This is a genomic window from Paenibacillus peoriae KCTC 3763 (genome assembly GCF_000236805.1).
GTDB classification, from domain to species: domain Bacteria; phylum Bacillota; class Bacilli; order Paenibacillales; family Paenibacillaceae; genus Paenibacillus; species Paenibacillus peoriae.
On sequence record NZ_AGFX01000041.1, the window covers coordinates 276,648 to 296,807 of the forward strand.

The 20,160-nt window shown below is 41.4% G+C and carries 21 protein-coding genes; 5 read left to right on the forward strand and 16 right to left on the reverse strand.

Annotation, left to right across the window (positions count from 1 at the left end; all coding sequences use genetic code 11):
* Positions 1-3 precede the first annotated feature (3 nt).
* The 5 genes from sufU to KQI_RS0122450 all read right to left on the reverse strand — a co-directional run bounded on the left by sufU (position 4) and on the right by KQI_RS0122450 (position 4,655).
* The gene (sufU, locus tag KQI_RS0122430) at positions 4-426 is read right to left on the reverse strand and encodes a Fe-S cluster assembly sulfur transfer protein SufU (RefSeq protein ID WP_010349119.1); all 423 of its coding nucleotides are present in this window, start codon (positions 424-426) and stop codon (positions 4-6) included.
* Positions 416-1,639 (reverse strand): cysteine desulfurase, encoded by a 1,224-nt coding sequence (locus KQI_RS0122435; protein ID WP_010349122.1) that lies wholly within the window; start codon positions 1,637-1,639, stop codon positions 416-418. The genes sufU and KQI_RS0122435 overlap by 11 nt, the downstream gene beginning before the upstream one ends.
* Complete coding sequence (gene sufD, locus KQI_RS0122440) at positions 1,636-2,940, reverse strand: Fe-S cluster assembly protein SufD (protein WP_010349123.1); 1,305 nt, start codon at positions 2,938-2,940, stop codon at positions 1,636-1,638. Before sufD ends, KQI_RS0122435 begins: the two co-directional genes overlap by 4 nt.
* A gap of 23 nt (positions 2,941-2,963) precedes the next feature.
* Positions 2,964-3,746 (reverse strand): Fe-S cluster assembly ATPase SufC, encoded by a 783-nt coding sequence (gene sufC / locus KQI_RS0122445; RefSeq protein WP_010349124.1) that lies wholly within the window; start codon positions 3,744-3,746, stop codon positions 2,964-2,966.
* 438 nt (positions 3,747-4,184) lie between these two features.
* A complete protein-coding gene (locus tag KQI_RS0122450) occupies positions 4,185-4,655 on the reverse strand; it encodes a Dps family protein (protein ID WP_010349125.1) in 471 nt (156 codons plus the stop codon).
* Positions 4,656-4,928: 273 nt separating this feature from the next.
* Between KQI_RS0122450 and mtnK the strand changes: the two genes are divergently transcribed.
* Together mtnK and mtnA are read left to right on the forward strand one after the other, a co-directional pair.
* Positions 4,929-6,152 carry an S-methyl-5-thioribose kinase gene (mtnK, locus tag KQI_RS0122455; protein ID WP_010349126.1) on the forward strand — a complete coding sequence of 408 codons (1,224 nt, stop codon included), beginning with the start codon at positions 4,929-4,931 and terminating at the stop codon, positions 6,150-6,152.
* A 5-nt stretch (positions 6,153-6,157) separates the two neighbouring features.
* Positions 6,158-7,270 carry an S-methyl-5-thioribose-1-phosphate isomerase gene (gene mtnA / locus KQI_RS0122460; protein ID WP_010349128.1) on the forward strand — a complete coding sequence of 371 codons (1,113 nt, stop codon included), beginning with the start codon at positions 6,158-6,160 and terminating at the stop codon, positions 7,268-7,270.
* A 150-nt stretch (positions 7,271-7,420) separates the two neighbouring features.
* Here mtnA and KQI_RS0122465 read toward each other — a convergent pair whose 3' ends face one another.
* The 7 genes from KQI_RS0122465 to KQI_RS29015 all read right to left on the reverse strand — a co-directional run bounded on the left by KQI_RS0122465 (position 7,421) and on the right by KQI_RS29015 (position 13,341).
* Entirely contained in the window at positions 7,421-7,723 is a 303-nt protein-coding gene (locus tag KQI_RS0122465; protein WP_010349131.1) for a YunC family protein, read from the reverse strand.
* A 329-nt stretch (positions 7,724-8,052) separates the two neighbouring features.
* Positions 8,053-8,832, reverse strand: coding sequence for an RNA ligase family protein (locus KQI_RS0122470; RefSeq protein ID WP_010349132.1), 780 nt, complete (start codon positions 8,830-8,832; stop codon positions 8,053-8,055).
* Positions 8,833-8,882: 50 nt separating this feature from the next.
* Positions 8,883-9,416: a 3'-5' exonuclease gene (locus KQI_RS0122475; RefSeq protein WP_010349133.1), complete on the reverse strand. Its 534-nt coding sequence runs from the start codon at positions 9,414-9,416 to the stop codon at positions 8,883-8,885.
* 101 nt (positions 9,417-9,517) lie between these two features.
* Positions 9,518-11,569 (reverse strand): YfaP family protein, encoded by a 2,052-nt coding sequence (locus KQI_RS0122480; protein ID WP_010349135.1) that lies wholly within the window; start codon positions 11,567-11,569, stop codon positions 9,518-9,520.
* Between the two features lie 83 nt (positions 11,570-11,652).
* Positions 11,653-12,288: a restriction endonuclease gene (locus tag KQI_RS0122485; RefSeq protein ID WP_010349136.1), complete on the reverse strand. Its 636-nt coding sequence runs from the start codon at positions 12,286-12,288 to the stop codon at positions 11,653-11,655.
* Positions 12,289-12,511: 223 nt separating this feature from the next.
* Positions 12,512-12,646, reverse strand: a complete 135-nt coding sequence (locus KQI_RS29575; protein WP_010349137.1) for a hypothetical protein — start codon at positions 12,644-12,646, stop codon at positions 12,512-12,514.
* A gap of 44 nt (positions 12,647-12,690) precedes the next feature.
* Positions 12,691-13,341 carry a hypothetical protein gene (locus tag KQI_RS29015; protein ID WP_010349138.1) on the reverse strand — a complete coding sequence of 217 codons (651 nt, stop codon included), beginning with the start codon at positions 13,339-13,341 and terminating at the stop codon, positions 12,691-12,693.
* Between the two features lie 185 nt (positions 13,342-13,526).
* On the opposite strand from KQI_RS29015, the gene KQI_RS0122500 reads away from it, so the two are divergent.
* Both KQI_RS0122500 and KQI_RS0122505 read left to right on the forward strand, forming a co-directional pair.
* Positions 13,527-13,763 (forward strand): helix-turn-helix domain-containing protein, encoded by a 237-nt coding sequence (locus tag KQI_RS0122500; RefSeq protein WP_010349140.1) that lies wholly within the window; start codon positions 13,527-13,529, stop codon positions 13,761-13,763.
* 790 nt (positions 13,764-14,553) lie between these two features.
* Positions 14,554-14,877 carry a DUF3139 domain-containing protein gene (locus KQI_RS0122505; RefSeq protein WP_010349141.1) on the forward strand — a complete coding sequence of 108 codons (324 nt, stop codon included), beginning with the start codon at positions 14,554-14,556 and terminating at the stop codon, positions 14,875-14,877.
* A gap of 362 nt (positions 14,878-15,239) precedes the next feature.
* Here KQI_RS0122505 and KQI_RS0122510 read toward each other — a convergent pair whose 3' ends face one another.
* The 3 genes from KQI_RS0122510 to KQI_RS0122520 all read right to left on the reverse strand — a co-directional run bounded on the left by KQI_RS0122510 (position 15,240) and on the right by KQI_RS0122520 (position 18,788).
* Positions 15,240-16,403 carry a glycosyltransferase gene (locus tag KQI_RS0122510; protein WP_010349142.1) on the reverse strand — a complete coding sequence of 388 codons (1,164 nt, stop codon included), beginning with the start codon at positions 16,401-16,403 and terminating at the stop codon, positions 15,240-15,242.
* Between the two features lie 57 nt (positions 16,404-16,460).
* Positions 16,461-17,240, reverse strand: coding sequence for a TetR/AcrR family transcriptional regulator (locus KQI_RS0122515; RefSeq protein WP_010349143.1), 780 nt, complete (start codon positions 17,238-17,240; stop codon positions 16,461-16,463).
* A 174-nt stretch (positions 17,241-17,414) separates the two neighbouring features.
* On the reverse strand, positions 17,415-18,788 hold the full coding sequence (locus KQI_RS0122520) for a helix-turn-helix domain-containing protein (RefSeq protein ID WP_010349144.1): 1,374 nt from the start codon (positions 18,786-18,788) through the stop codon (positions 17,415-17,417).
* A 227-nt stretch (positions 18,789-19,015) separates the two neighbouring features.
* Between KQI_RS0122520 and KQI_RS0122525 the strand changes: the two genes are divergently transcribed.
* Positions 19,016-19,462: a YhfM domain-containing protein gene (locus tag KQI_RS0122525; RefSeq protein WP_010349145.1), complete on the forward strand. Its 447-nt coding sequence runs from the start codon at positions 19,016-19,018 to the stop codon at positions 19,460-19,462.
* A 51-nt stretch (positions 19,463-19,513) separates the two neighbouring features.
* Here KQI_RS0122525 and KQI_RS0122530 read toward each other — a convergent pair whose 3' ends face one another.
* Complete coding sequence (locus KQI_RS0122530; protein WP_010349147.1) at positions 19,514-20,134, reverse strand: hypothetical protein; 621 nt, start codon at positions 20,132-20,134, stop codon at positions 19,514-19,516.
* Positions 20,135-20,160 lie beyond the last annotated feature (26 nt).

The following is a 20,160-nucleotide window of genomic DNA, read 5'->3' on the forward strand; positions in this document are numbered from 1 at the left end:
AAATTATTTATCTTCATCGATTCCTTTGCGCAGCGCGTTCCAAGCCAGTGTCGCACATTTAATGCGAGCCGGGAACTTGTTAACACCGGACAAAGCTTCCAGTTCTTCGTAATCGTCAAATTCAACGGCTTCCCCCTGCATCAGGGAAGAGAAGCGGCTCGCCATATCCAGTGCCTGCTCAATCGTTTTTCCTTTGACCGCCTCCGTCATCATGGAAGCAGAGGACATACTAATTGAGCAGCCTTCGCCTGTAAAACGAGCATCTTCAACCACGCCTTCTTTCGTTTTAAGCTGAAGGGAAATCCGGTCACCACACGTAGGATTATTCAAATCCACCGTGACCGCATCATCTTCAAAACGACCGCGATTCCGCGGATTTTTATAATGATCCATAATTACGCGTCGGTACAAGTCATCAAGTTGCATCGCCAAAATACTCCTTTGTTTGGATTAAGGCGCTGACCAGAGCGTCGACATCTGCTTCCGTGTTATAAAGGTAAAAGCTGGCTCGTGCGGTTGCACTAGCTTTCAGCCAGCGCATCAATGGCTGGCAGCAATGATGGCCTGCACGTACCGCTACCCCTTTGCTATCCAGTACGGTAGCTACATCATGCGGATGCACATCATCCAAATTGAATGTTACGAGTCCCACATGACGTTCTGCAGGCCCGTAAATTTTCAGGCCATCCACTTCACGAAGACGCCCGAGAGCATAGTTGACCAGGCGGCTTTCATGCTGTGCGATTGCGTCCAGTCCGATGCTTTCCAGAAAATCAATCGCCGCTCCCAAGCCGACGACCCCGGCAATAATCGGGGTTCCACCTTCGAATTTCCAAGGCAGCTCCTTCCATGTGGATTCATACAATCCCACATCGTCGATCATTTCCCCGCCGAACTCAATGGGCTCCATGTTTTCCAACAGCGCCTTCTTGCCGTACAGCGCTCCAATTCCTGTAGGAGCACACATTTTGTGACCCGAGAAAGCATAGAAGTCAGCATCTATGTCCTGCACGTCTACTTTCATGTGTGGCACGCTTTGTGCACCATCGACAACGATAATCGCGCCTTTGCGATGAGCAATCGCTGCAATCTCTTTAACAGGATTTATAACGCCCAGCACATTGGAAACATGCGCAATGGCTACAATTTTTGTGTTTTCTGTAATGGTATTTTCCACGTCAGCAAGATCAACGCTACCATCCTCTTGAAGCGGAATATATTTTAAAGTCGCGCCTGTGGCTTTGGCTACCTGCTGCCACGGAATCAGATTGCTGTGATGCTCCATCGGCGTGATCACAATTTCATCCCCCGCCTGGCAGTTGGCCCTGCCATAGGAAGAAGCCACCAGATTGAGCGCTGTTGTTGTTCCTCTTGTGAAAATAATCTCCTGGCTGCGCTTCGCATTCAGAAAACGGGCTACCTTCTCACGTGCACCTTCATAAGCATCCGTAGCACGGCTGCCCAGCGTATGCACACCGCGGTGAACATTCGAATTGTCATATTCGTAGTAGTGCTTGATCGCCTCAATGACCGCCAACGGCTTATGCGAAGTGGCCGCATTATCCAAATAAACCAGCGGATGACCGTTAATCTCCTGATGTAAAATCGGGAATTGTTCACGGATCAATGCAGTATTCATTGGCCCAACTTCCTTTCAACAAGGCTTTGCAGCTGCTGTTGAAGTCCTTCAAGCGGAATTTCAGATACGACAGGTGCCAGGAAGCCATAAATAATCAGACGTTCGGCTTCTGCACGACTAATCCCGCGGGACATCAAGTAATACACTTGCTCACGGTTAACCTGACCGACCGATGCTGCGTGACCTGCCGTCACATCATCCTCATCAATCAGCAGGATCGGGTTAGCGTCACCGCGCGCTTTCGGGCTAAGCATCAGAACACGTTCTGTTTGCTGACCGTCTGCTTTCGTAGCCCCTTTTTCGATTTTTGTAATTCCGTTAATAATGGAAGACGCTTCTTCACGCATGACTGCACGTGTAATCATCTGACTGGCGGAATTTTTACCAAAATGCTGCGCTTGTGTCGTATAGTTCAGCTTTTGTGAGCCGGAACCTACGGCAATGACCTTGGCATCCGAGTTGGAGCCATTGCCTTTGAGTACAGACATCGTATTGCTGGCTGTGTTGCCGTTGTTCATTTCGCCTACAATCCATTCGATGGCGGCATCATTGCCCAAAGTAGCACGACGAATAGAAATATCCGTTACTTGCTCCCCTAGCTGGTGAACCGTCGCATAACGAACTTTGGCTCCCGCATTCGCAACCACTTCTACTGCACCGTTATGAATAACAGGCGTCGTCAAATCCGCAGATACATAATTGTCTACGTAGGTTACAGAGCTATGGCTTTCAGCAATGAGTAGTACATGCGGCGCAAACGTCGCTGTCGCATCATCCGTCAGGAAAACAGCCTGAAGCGGAACGTTCAGCTCTACATTTTTCGGCACATAAGCAAATACCCCACCGTTCCAAAGTGCTGCATGCAATGCAGACAATGAATTTTCCTCAGCCTTAACCACCGTGTTCAAGTGGGCTTTAACCAAATCGCCATGTTCCTTGACCGCTGTTTGTAAATCCGTGAAAATGACACCTTGCGCTGCCAGTTCCTCGTTCAGCTTTACGTATACAGCACCGGAGTTGCGCTGAATGATCAGACCGCCCTCCTGCTGTTCTTTAACCAGATCAGCAATTGCTGCTGGAACCTGCCCCAGCGATGCAATGGCCTCACTGTTTTTATGTTGACCGTAATCGTTCAAATTCCAACGCTCGATTTTGGTTTTTTCAAATACCGGAAGCTCCAGTTTGCCTGCAAGCTCAAGTGCTTTTTGTCTGTCTTCGATCAGCCAGGATGGCTCGCCGTTACGTTCAGACAGAACACGCAGTTGCTCGGAATCTACCGGAAGGATTGTTTGTGTATTCATCAGTTTTCCTCCTCGATTCCGGCTTACGCCTCTTGTCCTACAGTTTCATCAACGATGCCCAGCTCTTCCTTGATCCAATCGTAACCGTCTGCTTCCAGACGTTCAGCCAGCTCAGGACCGCCAGATTTAACGATACGTCCTTGCATCATTACATGAACATAATCAGGCTTAATGTAATTCAACAGACGTTGATAGTGAGTAATCACGAGGAAACCACGATCTTCAGAACGCATAGCGTTCACGCCGTTAGCCACGATTCTCAAAGCATCGATATCAAGACCGGAGTCGATTTCGTCAAGAATGACAATTTTCGGGTCAATCATCATCATTTGCAGAATTTCATTCCGTTTTTTCTCACCACCGGAAAAACCTTCGTTCAAATAGCGATGAGCAAACTCCGGATTCATTTCAAGCTCCTTCATTTTGCTTTCCATTTGACGGATAAACTTGATCAGGGAAATTTCTTGTCCTTCTTCACGGCGTGCATTAATGGCACTACGCAAAAAGTCAGAGTTTGTTACCCCTGCAATTTCACTCGGATACTGCATTGCCAGGAACAATCCCGCGCGTGCGCGCTCATCCACTTCCATGTCCAGCACATCTTCTCCATCCAAGGTTACGTTGCCATCTGTGACTTCATATTTAGGATGACCCATCAAAGCGGAAGCCAATGTACTTTTACCTGTTCCGTTAGGACCCATGATAGCGTGGATTTCTCCACCCTTCATTTCAAGGTTAATACCTTTCAAAATTTCCTTACCTTCAATGGTCGCTTTGAGACCTTCAATCTTAAAGTTTGTAGCCATATTCGGAATACCCTCCAAAAATTGTAGTGTGGTGTCGAAATCAGAAAGTATATTTAAACAGGGGAGCCCCCTGATTTCAAGCGAAGCAATAGTTAAAATTTTATTTATAATCATTCTAAACTGATTCTCAATGATTCTCAAGCTATTTTATAATAAATATCTTTGATGGTGCAAGCAATAGACACGCGTTATGTGCCTTTCTTCATAAAATGTTCATCCTCCCCAGCCCACAAATAGCCAAATGCATCCTCCAGATCATTATAAACTTACTTTTGTGCTAACTTGAGGTGGAAAATTCTTTTTTTATCCATAAAAACGCTACTGACAGCAGAACGTCAGTAGCGTTTTACATGTAAAGAGTTTATTACAGAATGACCCTCATCTGTATGGGGTGCTATTAAACTGCCCGAATTCACATTTAACCGAAATTCCTGCTGATTAGCCCAGATAGGAACGCAGCATCCACATATGCTTCTCCAAATCGGCTTTGTAGCCGATCAGCAAATCTGCAGTAGGTTGATCGGAAGAGCTTTCTGCCAGCTCAATCCCTTCTTGAAACTCTTCACATAAGGTTGCAAAGTCCTCAATTAAGGTTTGTACCATTTTGGGAGCATCTTCATTGCCGGTTGCCTCGTGAATGGAGGACAGCTCCAGATATTCCTTCAACGTGGCGGAAGGAGAACCTTTCAATGCGAGCAGTCGCTCGGCGATCTCATCCATCTTCAACGCAATTTCATTGTATAGCTCTTCAAATTTAGCATGCAGTGTATAAAAACTGGAGCCTTTCACATACCAGTGGTAATTATGAATTTTCACATATAACACATTCAGGTTAGCGACTTGACGGTTTAAAAGCTCCTCCACCGAATTGGTTTGTGTATTTTTCGAGTTACTTGTTGTTTTAGCCATCATAAATCCCTTCCTTTTTGGTTAATTGACATCCATGAAAGATTACTCTTTATCCTCCATCATGCTGACGGAGAGACGACAGCGGGCATCAATAACCACCTGCCGAACATCTGCTTATTCATTACCCTTCCTGCATGGCGATGAAACCAAAGAAAAAAAATGTACAAAATTTCACCGATTTTCGTTATACTTTCTCTAACCTATCAAAATACTTGGTTTAATATTGTGATATTTTTCGTATTTTACCGCGCACAATTTATGGAGGTGACTTCGTTGTCCCAATATCATCCTTTAACGACAGAAGAAGCAATCGAGTTCGTGAAAAGCATCCCCGGATTTTTTAGTCAGGAAGCCCGTCTGGAATGCCGAGAAATCGGTGATGGTAACCTGAATCTGGTTTTTCATATTACGGATTCTGAATCTGACAAGAGTATCATTGCCAAACAGGCACTTCCCTATGTGAAGATTGTAGGTGAATCCTGGCCGCTGTCGCTGGATCGTGCTCGCATTGAACGCGAGGCACTTCAGCAGGAGCACCAAATTTGCCCTGATTTGGTTCCTGCCGTACTGGCCTATGACGAAGAGCTTGCGTTGACCGTGATGGAGGATCTTAGCTCACACACCATCATGCGCAAGGGATTAATAGAAGGAAATATCTACCCGCAATTTGCCGATCATATCGGAGAATTTCTCGCGCGCACGCTCTTTTTCACTTCCGATTTGGGCATGAATCAGCAGACCAAAAAAGAGCTGGTTAAACGCTTTATTAACCCGGAGCTCTGTAAAATAACGGAGGATCTGATTCTGGATGAACCATACCGATTCTCGGATAATAACAACTACGGAGAGTATATTGAAGACGAGGCAGAGGCACTCCGGACAGATCAGGCCCTTCATCTGGAAGTGGCTTTGCTGCGGGAAAAGTTTCTGACACGGACAGAAGCGCTGCTGCACGGCGATCTTCACACTGGCAGTATTTTTGTGACGACAGAGTCTACGAAGGTCATTGATCCCGAATTTGCCTACTACGGACCGATGGGCTTTGATATCGGAGCGGTAATTGCCAATCTGCTATTGAACTATGCAGCCCAGCCCGGTTGGATTTCTGGAGAGACGGCTATACAGGAACGCCGTGACTGGCTTTTGCAGACAACGATTCAGGTGTGGGAGCAGTTTGAAGGCAGATTCCGCAAGCTTTGGGACGAGCATGTCACCGACTCTATGGCACGTACGACCGGATATCAGGATTTGTATCTTCAAAAAGTGCTGCAAGATACGATTGGCTTTGCAGGCTCCAAAGTGATTCGCCGTATCATCAGCCTGTCGCATGTAGCGGATATCGATACAATTGCCGATCCTGACCTCAAGGAAGCCGCTGAACGTCTGGCGTTATCTATCGGAAAAAACCTAGTTCTGCGCAATCGTAAGCTGCATTCGATTCAGGAACTGGGAGACATTGTTCGGACAGCAACGGCTGCCCAAAATAAAGGAGCTTAATGGATATGAGTGAAAAGAAAAAATCCACCCCCGTAACCTCTGCTAAAGCCGCAGTATCCAGCGGCCAGGCTCTGTCTTCGCTGGTGTGGAAAGGCGACCGCTTGTCCATGCTGGATCAGCGTCTGCTACCCGAAACGATTGTCATGCTGGATTTGTTCACAGCCGACGAAGTGTGGGATGGCATTCATACGATGAAAGTACGCGGTGCGCCTGCCATCGGCATGGCTGCGGCCTACGGCGTTGTACTGGGAGCTTCCGCCTACGGCAGCACAGACGCTGCCGGATGGCTGGAGCATGTGCACGGTGTGTGCGGGCATTTGGCTACATCACGACCGACTGCCGTGAACCTGTTCTGGGCATTGGACCGCATGAAGAAGCGGGCCGGGGAACTCGTTGCTGCAGCTGATGGAGGTCAGATCGAGGACTGGAATGACGGGCTGGAGCGTGAAGCGATAGCCATTCAGGCGGAGGATGAGGAAGTGTGCCGCCAGATCGGCGTCCATGCTTTACCTTTGTTCGAGGACGGTATGGGCGTACTTACTCACTGCAATGCTGGCGGATTGGCAACAGCAAAATACGGAACAGCGCTCGCGCCCATGTACCTTGCGCAGGAGAATGGCATTCACCTGAAAGTATTTGCCGATGAAACGCGCCCCGTGTTGCAGGGTGCGCGCCTGACCGCTTTCGAGCTTCAGCAGGCAGGGATTGATGTAACCCTGCTCTGTGACAATATGGCGGGCATGGTGATGTCCAAAGGATGGGTACAGGCCGTCATTGTCGGCACGGACCGAGTGGCCGCTAACGGCGATGTGGCCAACAAAATCGGCACCTATAGCCTGGCTGTACTGGCCAAGGCGCATGGCATTCCTTTTTATGTAGCTTCGCCGCTGTCTACAATTGATTTGCAGACCTCAACAGGCGCAGATATCCCCATTGAGGAACGTTCTGCGGAGGAGATTACTGAAAGCTTTGGCAAAAGGACAGCCCCGCAGGGCATCAAGGTCTACAACCCGGCTTTCGACATTACCCCTCATGAGTACATTACCGCCATCATTACCGAAAAAGGGATTGTCCAGGCTCCGTTTAACGACAGTCTGACCGCTTTGTTTGCGGATTAATCTGTTCTTGCAGATCAAACAGCTCATATAAAGACTAAAATTGCTCTATTGATAAAGTGATTTCTCATAGAACAAACCGGAGCCAAGGAGCCCCGGTTTGTTCATTTTTTGCTCCCCTACTTTTGTATGCGGCATGGTATTAAACTTTATTTAGACTAGTTTCAAAAGTGCTTCATATCCCCGTATACCTGGCTTAATCCCCAACAGCTCCGCTTCCGTTGTCACCGATTCCATCGGCGCTTCCAGCAATTCCTTCAGTGTCTTTACCCCCACAGCTCGTGCGGCGAGAATTTTCCGATCCGCCAGCCGCTCATTGAGCAATCCGACATCCAGTGCACCACACATGATGTAACCACGGGAGTTGGAGATCGTTAACAGCGTTGTTTTAGGCAGTTTGACCTCGACTCCGATAAATGTATGCTCACCCACTTGTACGGGTTCCATGTGTATCATGGTTATTACATGCACCTCCTCTTTGTTCATCCGGGATATTTTATGCACCATTTACGGGTGGGTGTGGACGTCCGTGGATACATTCAAAATATTAGAGGCTTGTTTATGTACAGCACACATATGACGAATTGTAATACAACTTAACTATTTCATCCTTAAAAATAGCTTCAAACTCTTCATCTGTATAATCTCTATTGCTAGGCACATGATAGCGCTGAGGAAGTCCATTGTGATCTAATACATGATCAACGATCCCATCCCTATCCGAATATTTCTGAAACGCATTCCGTGTATCTGGAACAGGAGCAGCACATGGTCAAATTAATCTTTTATCTAGCTCTTAGGGTTCTTTCGTAATCTTCAAATCTAACTTTTCGAATCATGCTTCTATTTTCTGTTCGAACAATAATCCCTTCGGATTTACCGATTACATCAATACCTACCTTAGTAAATTCATATTTCTTCAAATACGCGTATATATCATTAATTGACTGAGGAAAAAGATCTGAACTTAAATTGTCTACGATAGGGCTAGCATCCAATTTAAAGCCATCAATCAATCTGCGCTTCTCTGTCTCGTTGTAAAATGGCTGTCCTCCATTGTCTCTCCAAGATGCTATAGCAGATACATCCCTATCCATCAATCTATTAAACTGCTCCCATGTGAGGGAAAAAACATCGAATACTTGATAACCTTGTGTTTTATTCTGCGTATAGTTTTTAGATTTAGGAGTCTTTCCTCCATAAGATTCTTGATAGATAACAGTTAACGCAAGATCGTTTCGATTCTTAAAAATAGATCCTTTCAGCTCTTCTGCTAATGGCTTTAAAAATTCTGCAATGTTACCGTAAGGGTTTGCTATTCTATCTCCTTTAGAAGTTAAAAGTTCCTCTCTGGAACCGATAAAATAATCCGCTTCTTCACCATCGTTGATGAATATCATTCTTGAGTTCTCACCATCTACTTTCTCATAACAATATAGTATCTCATCAGAAGGAAAGGATTTGGCTTGAGTAAGAGTATCTTTTAGCCGCCCTCTTTCGCCTATTTCATGATATGTAAGAATGCTAGGGTATTTCGTAATCGAATTAATTTTTTGTAGATCCATGTTTGTCTCCTTTTATCTAACTAAAAATTTGTTGTTATATGTGCGGTTAATTAAAACTTCAATTGGTCAAATATCTTAACAAAAATCTTCGAGATATTCTTAGCATCATCAATTCCTCTATGATGAGTACCCTCCAATGGCAGATTAAGCATCTTTAACGCTCTCTCCATACCAACTCCACGATCATTTCCAATCAATTTTCCATGCTGATGTTTAATACTTATATGATTTCTAATCCATTCAGTTCTGATTTTATGTAACTCACAGTCCTTCTTCAGTTGACTCTTATCATAAAACCCCCAAGAACAAAGGTAATAGGGTTCTTTACCAATCCATTCTTGAAACTTATAGATAACTAGTGGAAAGTATGTTGCCATATCAATTTCTTGCTGCGAAATTGAAGTTAGACTCTTACAGAAATCAGATAATTGTGGGTTTAATTTAGGTTTAATAAAAGCTTGAAATTCGCTTATGATCTCTAAATTTGCATTTACTTTGACAGCACCAATTTCAATAATTTCATTCTGCCTTGTTCGATCATTCTCCCAGCAGGTAGCTTCTAAATCAAAGATTATGTAGTTCATTTTTTAATCCTTTCTTGATAAAAGACTCATATTTTCATGATTCTTATCTTGGAAAAGTGGAAGATTTATTATTCCCACTTTTCCAAGATAATTATTAAATACTAATCCCAACGATCAATCTTAATGAGTCGTGTGGAATTGCCTGATGTTACTTTCACAATCAAATTCCACTCACTGTCCTTAGAGTAACCCACACCACTAGCTGACGCTGCTTCAATTCCTTCAATTGGAGTATTGGCGGTATACGCTTCAAGCGTCTTTCTGATTTCACGAAGTTCTGGTTTCAGTGTTTCGACGAAGAATCCTCTGCCTTTACCCTCCGACAAGTCTTTACATCCGTCCAACAAGAAGAAGATATGATGGCCTGTATGAGTAACTTTCTCTTCGCCCCACAAATTTGGAGAATTCGTAATTCCGTTTACCTTGACAAAACTATTAACTGAAACATTCCATGCATCATCAGAAGAATATGAATTTGAGTTAACGATTTCTGGATGCTGCCCCTTAATATATCTAAATATAAATACGTCTTGTTGATAGCCATCACCGCCAGCAACGCCATGATAGGAATATATTTTTCCATTGACTTCAAGCTCTACCTTGAATGGTGTGCTTCCTTTTCCTCGTTCACAGTAATTATGAACATAGAATCTATATGTTCCATTTCTAGCTTCTCCTTCGCTCCATCTGATATTTTCTACTGGCGAGTAATCTCTATGACCTCCACCATTCATATCAATGTCCAGCCAACCATTACATCTGCTTCGCTTGTCTCCGTAGTAAATATGTTCACCGTTAGGGGTCACGCAATGCAAATCAAGATCTGTGTATCCTTCCCAAATGAGCGAGCATCGGATTTCATTGTTCTCATATTGACCACCTGCACTCTCAACCCTACGTTTGATCTCTCCGTCAATACCTCCATGATAATACCAGCTAAATGCGTTATCCCATTGCAGAATGTTAGGTGCAGTATCATCGGAAGCCGTAACCAATGCCATAAATCTATTTGGATTGTCGATTTTCACTTCAATGCTTTCTGCCGATGGCATCACCGTTCTTTGGAATTTATCCCATGTCATAACCGCGCTTGGAAGGTCAACTCTGCTTGAAATAGTATTAGTTTTCTCTTTCGGCGTAATATTACCAAATATACCTCCAGCTTTAACATCGCCCTGCTTCACAAAGGAACCTTTATTCTTCCAAATGGTCTCAGGGACTTCTTCAATCGTTGCGTATCTTCGTTGTAGCGAATTAGCAATGCCAAGCTCCTGAACCATCTTCTCAGCTTGCTCAATGTTCCCTTGGGATGGAGCAACTTGCGCCCTCATATAATTGGAAGGACTCATTTTTTCTGCAAATCTACGACTTATAGAGTCAAATGAAAGTCCATTAACAATATCGTCAAGCAAAGTTCCGATCATGCTGCTTTTCACATGGCAGAATCCAGAAGGAGCGTTTGCAACAGCCATCCAAGTAATGTTGTCACGAATTTGACTGTTCTGACTGTTTTGATGCTTTGCGTGAAGAACTTGAAGAAATTTAGCTACACCAAGAACTTTGTCAGACCGATACAAAGATTCTGATTCCAAGATAGTCACAGCTTGTTCTACAGCCTCCGGCGGATATTCCGTAAGTCCAGCAGTCAAAATTCTGAAATCCTCTTTCTTCTCTGCCAGTTCCTGTCCAGCAGTTTTCAACCCAGATTGATAAACCTTTTCTGCTGGAAGCGTAACTGACATATGATCCCATCCATTAGTGTGTGGTTGACCAAGATTTCTTTCACTAGAAACAAGCACCCCTGTAACTCTAGATTTAAGGATAATTTGCTTCATTGCATTGACAGAATTAATGAAAAGCTCAGGAGTGTTACTTTCATCCCACAAAGCAGAATAGATTTCGCCATCTTCAGAAATAGAAACAAGCCCACCAAAACGATTTACGAAATTTCTACAACATTTACAAGTATAACGTTGTCTTGCTTCAAGTGGTAAGCCCTCAAGAAATGCGTCAAATACTCCATCGGAATCAGTTGTGAAAAGCGGCTTGCTGCTAAAGGTTACAAATCTTTCTTTGATTACCTCACTGAAATGTGGGTATTGATCATTGCTGTTGTCGTATTTGTCTTTGATAGAATTGATATTGTTGTTCACTTTTAAACCCGCTCCTAATTGTATTATTATTTTTATGTAACATTATTGTAAAATCATCGTTTTACTTCAAAAGTCTTTGGTATCTAGTTACCTGAAGCGATGAGTTTCTCAGCCTTACGATCCTTTTTAATTAGTTTATCGTTATTCCTGTAATCGTCCCATGATTCCAGACTCAAGTAAGGCTCTGCTTCAATGATATCTTTTACCTTGCTATGCTGCTGTGCTTTGAATAGCTCAATCATTTTAATTAAATCATTGCGATCTAACAGCTTCACTCCATTAAAACTGGCTAACTGTTCACACGAGGTAGTGTATTTGCTTGAAGTTATGACAATAGACTTCTTCGCTCTGTAATACCGCATACAGCTGTATACTTCCTGAACCGCACTCAAACCAACAGGATTGGTGATTGCATACCGTTTGGCCTGAATGACATTGCGGTATCCATCACGATCCGTAAATACTAAATCTGCTCCAAAATCTCTACTGTCTTGTGTCTTATACGCATCACCATAGCCTAAACACAGGAACAGTCTGAACAGATACATTTCAAAGTCCTTGCCATCTTCCATACGGTCTATTTCGTTAATGCCGATTATATAAGGGTCAATGTCCTGCGTTACCTTATACGGTTCCTGAACACTTGGCTTTTTAAATAAGCGTAGCAACACTAAAACAATCAATACAGTAATGACACCAATAATCATAAATATATACAATTCTGCTCCTCCTTAGCTGCTCTAGCTCTTTTTCACACTTCCTTATAATACAACATGCAGGTACAATTTCCCATATTATTTTGGATAAGTATAGTAAATTAAACGCCTATCACTAGGCGCTTATTTACATATCAAAGTGGCTAAATTTAACCCTCTCTGACTCCTGTACACACATTCCTTCTAATTTTGCTTTCCTCTTTATAACATTTAGTCCAAATTCATTTTACACGGTCTTTCTGTCAGCTTGAGCCAACATCTTGAGGTTGATCCAGCTACCATCTATTGTTTTAAGGTATAGTTTGCCGTCCATCAGCTTCCCAGTTTTGTACATTGGTATTGCTCCTTTCTTGGTGGACATATGTATCTTCTCCTTTAGAAATGATAGTTGTGTAATGTGACACATTAGAAACCCGAAACAATTCCTCTCGCTTCGTCCTCAGCACGTTCAATGGCCTGAATAAAGGGCAGCAATGGTTTCTCTGATTTATATTGAATAGCCTTCTCATATGTTCCTCCAGCAGCTTCCCATTCCCAATAAGCGATGACATCCAATGTCTCAAGGAAATACATGGACAAGGCTTCCACAGGATTCACAGCATACAATTGCATAAACCGTTTATCTGAAAGTTGATTATGCTGTAAATATTCATCCTTCATTTGATGAAGTAAAAGAAATGTACTTTCTCCATTCACGTTGACTATACAGCTAATGAAGGTATTACGACGTTCAACAGTGTTCAAGATGATTTGCATGTCATTACGAATACGCCAAGCTTCAGGGGAAATATTGAGCATATTGATTAGATCATTGGTGGACAAGTCAGGTTTGTACGGTGCTGGCTCAATAATACGAGTCCAATTGTCGTCATTACCTTGCTCGAATACGCTAATTGCATCTGAGACATTCAAGCCAATTGTTTGCCATTTGCGATTGAGGGAATCGGTGATATGGTAATAGTGCAGCTCCTTTTCAGAAGCTCCTTCTTCTGATTCCCATACTTGCTTCATTCGTACAATGTCAATGATGGCTTGATTGTTAGCTTTTTTGGTCACTGGGTATCTTCCTCCTTGAGATATTGGTAAAATGGCAATAGCAAAGCTAAAGAAAGTACTGCATCTTCCTTTGTTTAAGTGATAATAATCAATTGAACGTTTAACGTTCAATTACATAATTCATTCTATCATATTGAACGTTTAGTGTGCAATCATTCTTTAACAGATATGTGGAGGTTTTTTCAGTGGATAATAATGAGTGGATTTTGTATTGCAAGCTTGGTGAAATAATTGAAAAGCATGATGTGTCTGCATTAAAGCTTTCTGAAGATATTGATCATAGAAGAACAACCATCACTGATTTAATTCATAATAAAGATATGGTCAATAAGCGTATACCTGCTTCGTTAATAACAAAACTCTGTGTTTATTTCGATGTAACACCAAATGATTTATTTGAAATCCGTAAGCGTGTTGAATAATCCTAATTCGAATAATTAAACACGAAAGAAGACCCCATAAATTAGAGGTCTTCTTCATTATTGATTAGGTCTATTACTTCCTTCGTACGCAAAATTTTGTGTAATGTTGATTTCATTATCTATACGAGTCCTCTGATACTCCTTTGCCTTTAATCTCTCCAATTGTTCAAGTTCTTCAGCCCATTCTAGGCGTTCGGATGCCCTAATTCACATCAACCAAAAAATCCAGTCATCATCAATACAGGACAACTGGATGGTAAAATTGATGTTATATTTGTCTTTCTTTTTTCACACTATTAACATTGAAGTAGTATTTAGTAAGTTTTATGAAAACTACCAACCGTAGAGTTATACTTGGCAATATCAGATGGTAACACGAAACCGATTGATGTTTGATAAAGATTTGCAATGTCGTTCCCTGCTCCGAAATAATATGCCTGCCAAACAAATTTGGAACAATAACTATCAGCAACATTATTAAGTGTATGGTTAAAAGTATAATTTTGCACCCTACCTATATTGTTCATTGCCCATCTGGCTGCGGAAAGGCCACCTCCACCATATGCATGCATGATTGTAAACGTGTTACCTTTAGAAAACCGTGAAATATACGAGTCTAAACTCTCTGAAATGCCGGGGCCGTATGGATGGACATGGTAGATTCTATAGTCGGTTCCTACAATGCCAACGTGACCAGCAAGGAAAGTAGAAAACGACTTAGGATTATAAATAATATCTCCTGCTTGAATAGTTATGTTAGTGCTAGGATAATCCAACAAAGGAGATAGTTATGAAAAAATATGGAGTAGTAATCTTTATAGTAATTATATTTGCAAGCGTTTGGATGCTTAGTAGCTTCACTAAAAGTCATACTCAAAACGAAGCATTCAACTATCTTGTAAAAATTCAAGGATACAAACCATCTGAAATTTATTCAGTTGAAACTCAAATAGGTAAAGCTCCCTTAGTTAGTACACAAGTTATATTCAAGGACGAAACCAATGCAAGGTATTTTTATAAAAAAGAGCAGGATAAAATTATTCAGTATAGCCAAGCCCCCGTTAAAGGAGTAGATGATGGGGCGTATAATTACAAACATAAAGAAAAAAAATAAATTGATTGTCTGATACCAAGATTGGCTTTGAAGGATTATAACGGTAGTATGCTTATTTATGTACAGCACACATATGACGAATTATAATATAAAATGCGACACTCGGCTGGAAACACATAAAAATGGCCCATGGAAGGATTCGTGTAGAAATAGAGTCATCACAACTGCATTCACACAGTAGAATCCTCCATGAGCTATTCACATCTTAGCTTCATTGAACGCTTCACGTTAGAAATTCTGCACGGACAAGGGAAGAGTTTAAAAGGCTATCGACCAAGAACTGATGCGACAAAATTAAAAATAATCCAGCAACTGTGAGATATGCAATAATTGTAGTTACTGCTGCATTCTTATAGCTTAAATCATTTCAATACAAGATTTTCTATAACCTGAACGGCATTTCTTACGCCTCCGAGACTTAACAACTTTTCTCCGGCTATATTAGCATTATTAGCAAATATGGGATTCTCATTAAAATCATCAACGATTCTTCTTATTGTTTCATAGTTGAAATCATGTGCTTCAAGCAATACACCTGCGTTTAACTTGGCTACTGAAGAGGCGTTGTACCGCCGTTCAAACACACCGCCAGGACATACGATTTGAGGTACTCCATAGATCAAGCCAGTCATAATACTATTTTGCCCACCATGATTTATATAAACTCTAGCTTCCGGCATAAGCTTGCTAAAATCAAATTTTTTGCCAACAATGATGTTGTTTTTCTCAAAGGGTTTTACTAGCTCTGATGCAATATATACTTCATAGTCAGATCCTTCAAAAGCTTTAGTTAACTCTTTTATAACCTGCTTTGGTGAAATCACACCATTCCCCATATAGGCTATGATTTTATTCTTTTCGGTTTTAGCGTCTGTACCCTCTGGTGCGGAAAGAGGCCCCACAAAAGCTATATCCTCCTCACCCACAGGTTCCAACTCATAAGAACTCGGAATAATCTTTACATCTGCCCAATCGAAGATTTCTAAAACCGATTCCACTTTATTTAAGCCATTGTCTTTCAAGTACTTATTAACGCCCTTACTATATTCAGGGTTGGAAGCAAAGCTTTTTTGAACTGGATAACTGAATCCCGTGGCAATTTTCACCTTTTCCAACCGGGCGGCGACAATAGCTGATATTCTAAATTCTGAATACATAACGTCGGGTTTAAATTCTTGAATTGCTTTTCTAATGGAAGACACATCTTTTAGAAAATATCGTCTATTGATGGCTCCTATAAAATGTAAAACATCTTCAAAGCTGTTAGCTTTCTTTTTGGGCTGAATTCCCAATGATTGAAATATTTTTAACATACTCTTGCCGATAAATACAGGTGTCCCTAAGAGTGAAGGAACAGGCGCATAATAATTTTTCACTTTATGAATACTATGATAATTTGCATCTTCTGGCGCGCATAATGCTACTTCATGGCCTCTTTTGATACATTCGTTTGCTAATAAGGTTGTTCTTGAAAAAGGTCCTTTTGTTTCTACCATAGCTGACATGGGTGAAATTAGAACTTTCATAACACACTCTCCTTATCGGCTTGGAGTTACATACACATCAATGTCAGGACGCTAGAGCTATGCTGTTGGTATGATGCCATGCTGAAAAACACGTATGGCGTGTTGAATAATGGCTTCATTCTCATATTTTCTATCTTTCATGGGAACCATCTCCTGGAAAATCACAAACGACCAAATTGAACCAATAAACAGCCTAATCGAAAGGACAGGATCTATCTCGCTAGATACATGGGGCTTTAACATTTTGCCGATCTGCTCGGAGGCTTTTTCGACGACTTCATGGTAAAACAGTTCCCCTATTTCCGGGAAGTTAGGCGTTTCTCCAATGATAATCCGCATAAGTTTGATTTTTCGCGGGTCTTCGAACACAGATAAAAACACCATTCCAATTTCAACTAGAAATTCCTCTATACTTGCCGTTTCTTGCTCCAGCTTTGTGAGCTTAAAAAGCAGCTGCATCTGTGAAGTTTCCCTGATCGTGGATATGAACAGTTCCTCTTTGTTTTTGAAATATTGATAAATAGCTCCTTTGGACATACCTATTTCATTGGTTATATCCTCAATGTTTGTACGACTGTACCCTTTTGTCCCAAAAACATTAAGAGCAGCCTCTATGATTTCCTTCCGCCGGATGTCCTGAGAGTAGGAAACATCCTTCAAATCCAATCGGCCGATGTCCATGAGGATGTCATCCTTGCTTTTGTAATAGCGGTAAATTGTCCCCACAGCCACTTTTGCGCTTGTCGCAATATCCTGAACGGTCGTATCCCTGTAACCCTTCTTTATAATCAGCTCCTCTGCGACTTTTTTAATTTTTGCTTTAGTATTGTTCTTCATATGAACGACGTCCTCTTTTTATGAATATTTTCTGGATGGTTATTTATTATTCATTCACATTATAACGTTTTTTTTTCGTTATTCAATAGGCCCGAGTTACTACATATAACCATTTCTTCAGCCAAACACACTAAAAAGGCTAGACGGGTAATCCCATCTAACCTCTTGATCAGCTTACTCTTCATCTTCGTTAACCACTTTAATCAGATTTCCGTAGACTGCCTTCGTATGAGCAGATGCATGTTCTTTAAAATGTGTAAACAACCTCATACATCTGATTGCTTGTATTTTATTATTAGCTTCAGCAGACCTTTCCAAACAACTGAACAAAAATGCGAAGCCGTCTGAAAACCTCCCCTTACGCAAAAGATAGATCGCCAATTCCCTTGAGAAATGAGTATATCGCTCCGTTGTGAATCGTTGAGTATACAACCCTTCCACTTTTTTCTGCTCCAGAAAAGAGACAATTTCTCCTTCAAATTGCTTTAAAATAATATCTACATCAAAATGGTATCGGTTAGCCGCCTCAAGGATAATATCAAGTGCAGGAAGAACTTCATCTTTTCTTGAAGAAATATAATTTACATAATTGGGAAGAACGCTCTTATCGCCAGAAAGAAGCTTAGTTAAAAACGTATTCACTACTGCCCAGTCTTCATATTGCCTCTTCCACTTCAAAGCAGTTTCATCCGTAGCATTCACCCAACTCAAATCGGCGTAAGCATAAGTGTGCTGAAGTGCTTGCTCGTAGTCTTTCCTCCCTTGACAAGCTTCTGCACGAAGTAAATGGGAGAATGCCCAATAAGCAAACAAAGGAAAATTGGGTTTCTTCGAATTGTCTTTGTTCACATGGTGTCGCTGCTGCTCCAGTTTGTATTGAATTTTAGCCTTGTCTCCCATAGCTTTAGCGAACAGTTCTAATTTATCCCATTTTCGTAACGAACGGTATGTATTCGCCAAATCTTTTAACGCCTCTAACTGATCTATCTCATCTAACCGTTCAACGTAGGGCTCAAATTGAACAGCTGCATCATAGTTTTTCTCTTGATCGTCTCCAATACGAATCGTAAACAATCGATACTGGCAAACTGCCAATCGCTCTGAATGTTGATGCTTTTCACTCTCAGCCACATTTTCATAAAGGAACGCCGCTGCTTCCTTGTGACCATCTCTGTAAATATGCTCGGCCATTTCGAAGAGCAACGAAGGATAGATTGGATTATCCAGCAACAGAAATACAACGCGCTGCAAGCAATCAAGTCGGTCATGCTCCACGCATCCGTATAAAAAAGGGCTGATTCTTCGCCAGTTCAGCGGCTCTTCCTCAATACATTCTTCAATGTAACGTTCATAAAAATAGTCTGGCGGTAATTCCATCCCCGCAGTAATGCGATCCAATTGGTTAACGGATAAAATACGATTTCCAGTAACAATACTGCTAACCGTGCCTACATTTAAACCAATGATGTGTCCAAACTCGGTCATACTCAAACCTTTTTGTTTTAGATATTGTTCTAATTCTCCTCTAATCGTAAGTGTGATTTTCATGAATAAACCACCCTTTCAACGTAGACTCGCCATATGTAGTTGAATAAATCATTTTATCACCCATAATTGTACCATCTTTTGGAACAAAGCTATATACCTTTCAGTTGTTTACTTTAGATACCTTTCGGGGCTATAGGCCCTTCTATTTTTTCAAACTGAAACATTTTTCCAATATAGACCGTCTATAAAGCAAATAGGTAAAGTCAAGAAAGGGGGTGGCTCTTATTATGCGGAAAAGTAGCATCTTATTTTTGACTATCGTCCTGTTGTTAATAACCACTTACAGCTCTAACGCAGAAAAAGAAGCTTTTGCTCAAAGCGCGAAAGAGCATGATACACTAATCGTTTATAAACTACAAAAGGGCACCCCTCTACAACAGCTAACTAAAAAAGATATACTTGCTACATTCAAAGATAAAACTGACACCAAGATTTTTATCAATGCATTGAATACATCAGAAAAAATATCAGGTATTGTTAATACAGCTTCTCCAAATTACGAACTTACTTTCCAAAAGGATGAAACTGAAGAATCTTATTGTTTATGGATTAACCCCAACGATTCGACCAGCAATGCTATGTATATAAATAAGAAAGATCCCTATACTGCATATAAGCTATCAGTCAACTCCACAAATTCAATAAAAAAATTACTCGTGAAAACTAAAAATTAACTAAAAAGGCCTGTTTTTTGGTTTCATTCAAAAAACAGGCCTTTTTAAATTTTATTTCAAACCATATTTCTCCAAAACGGATTCTCTAAATTGTTCTTTGGAGTCTTGTTTATCCACCGAAGAACTGGGAGATTGAGATGATGGCTCAATCGCAAACTTGCCAAGATCCATATTGATTACACTATACTGCCCTTGTGTATTTTTTTTGAGAAAAATAATATTTTTTTCATTTTGCTTCAATTCAGTATAATCCTCATAGGCTATTTTTTTCTTGCCTCCAGCATCATCAATATAAGAAATCGGTTCCACGATAGACAGAGGCTCTTCTACGTTTAATGCTGTGCCTTCGGGTGATTTAATTACTTTATCAATTTTTATATTCGTAAGTGTATAAAAGTCTTGTATCGTACCATCCTCAAAGCTTGTAACGATATGTTGTCGATCATCAAACTCCTGCAAAGGAGTCCCTATCACAATAAGCTCTGCATTGGAGTCCAATTCGCTTACAGTTTTATAATCAATATAAGAAGCTTCCAGCGAAATTTTGGGAGTATTCATCTCTGAGAAATTCGGAGAAGCGTTCGTAGATGTAAAAAAGAGACTCCCTGAAGCAATGAATGCCCCTATCGCCAAAACAGAAATACCCAGCTTTATTTTTTTATTAAAAGTCATAACAGTACCCCTTTCCCAAATTAGTT

Excerpts from the sequence above, each read along its gene's own strand:
- sufU (WP_010349119.1), bottom strand. The coding sequence starts at position 426 with ATGCAACTTGATGACTTGTACCGACGCGTAATTATGGATCATTATAAA.
- KQI_RS0122435 (WP_010349122.1), bottom strand. The coding sequence starts at position 1,639 with ATGAATACTGCATTGATCCGTGAACAATTCCCGATTTTACATCAGGAG.
- sufD (WP_010349123.1), bottom strand. The coding sequence starts at position 2,940 with ATGAATACACAAACAATCCTTCCGGTAGATTCCGAGCAACTGCGTGTT.
- sufC (WP_010349124.1), bottom strand. The coding sequence starts at position 3,746 with ATGGCTACAAACTTTAAGATTGAAGGTCTCAAAGCGACCATTGAAGGT.
- KQI_RS0122450 (WP_010349125.1), bottom strand. The coding sequence starts at position 4,655 with ATGGCTAAAACAACAAGTAACTCGAAAAATACACAAACCAATTCGGTG.
- mtnA (WP_010349128.1), top strand. The coding sequence starts at position 6,158 with ATGAGTGAAAAGAAAAAATCCACCCCCGTAACCTCTGCTAAAGCCGCA.
- KQI_RS0122465 (WP_010349131.1), bottom strand. The coding sequence starts at position 7,723 with ATGATACACATGGAACCCGTACAAGTGGGTGAGCATACATTTATCGGA.
- KQI_RS0122470 (WP_010349132.1), bottom strand. The coding sequence starts at position 8,832 with ATGGATCTACAAAAAATTAATTCGATTACGAAATACCCTAGCATTCTT.
- KQI_RS0122475 (WP_010349133.1), bottom strand. The coding sequence starts at position 9,416 with ATGAACTACATAATCTTTGATTTAGAAGCTACCTGCTGGGAGAATGAT.
- KQI_RS29575 (WP_010349137.1), bottom strand. The coding sequence starts at position 12,646 with ATGTCCACCAAGAAAGGAGCAATACCAATGTACAAAACTGGGAAGCTG.
- KQI_RS0122505 (WP_010349141.1), top strand. The coding sequence starts at position 14,554 with ATGAAAAAATATGGAGTAGTAATCTTTATAGTAATTATATTTGCAAGC.
- KQI_RS0122510 (WP_010349142.1), bottom strand. The coding sequence starts at position 16,403 with ATGAAAGTTCTAATTTCACCCATGTCAGCTATGGTAGAAACAAAAGGA.
- KQI_RS0122515 (WP_010349143.1), bottom strand. The coding sequence starts at position 17,240 with ATGAAGAACAATACTAAAGCAAAAATTAAAAAAGTCGCAGAGGAGCTG.
- KQI_RS0122520 (WP_010349144.1), bottom strand. The coding sequence starts at position 18,788 with ATGAAAATCACACTTACGATTAGAGGAGAATTAGAACAATATCTAAAA.
- KQI_RS0122525 (WP_010349145.1), top strand. The coding sequence starts at position 19,016 with ATGCGGAAAAGTAGCATCTTATTTTTGACTATCGTCCTGTTGTTAATA.
- KQI_RS0122530 (WP_010349147.1), bottom strand. The coding sequence starts at position 20,134 with ATGACTTTTAATAAAAAAATAAAGCTGGGTATTTCTGTTTTGGCGATA.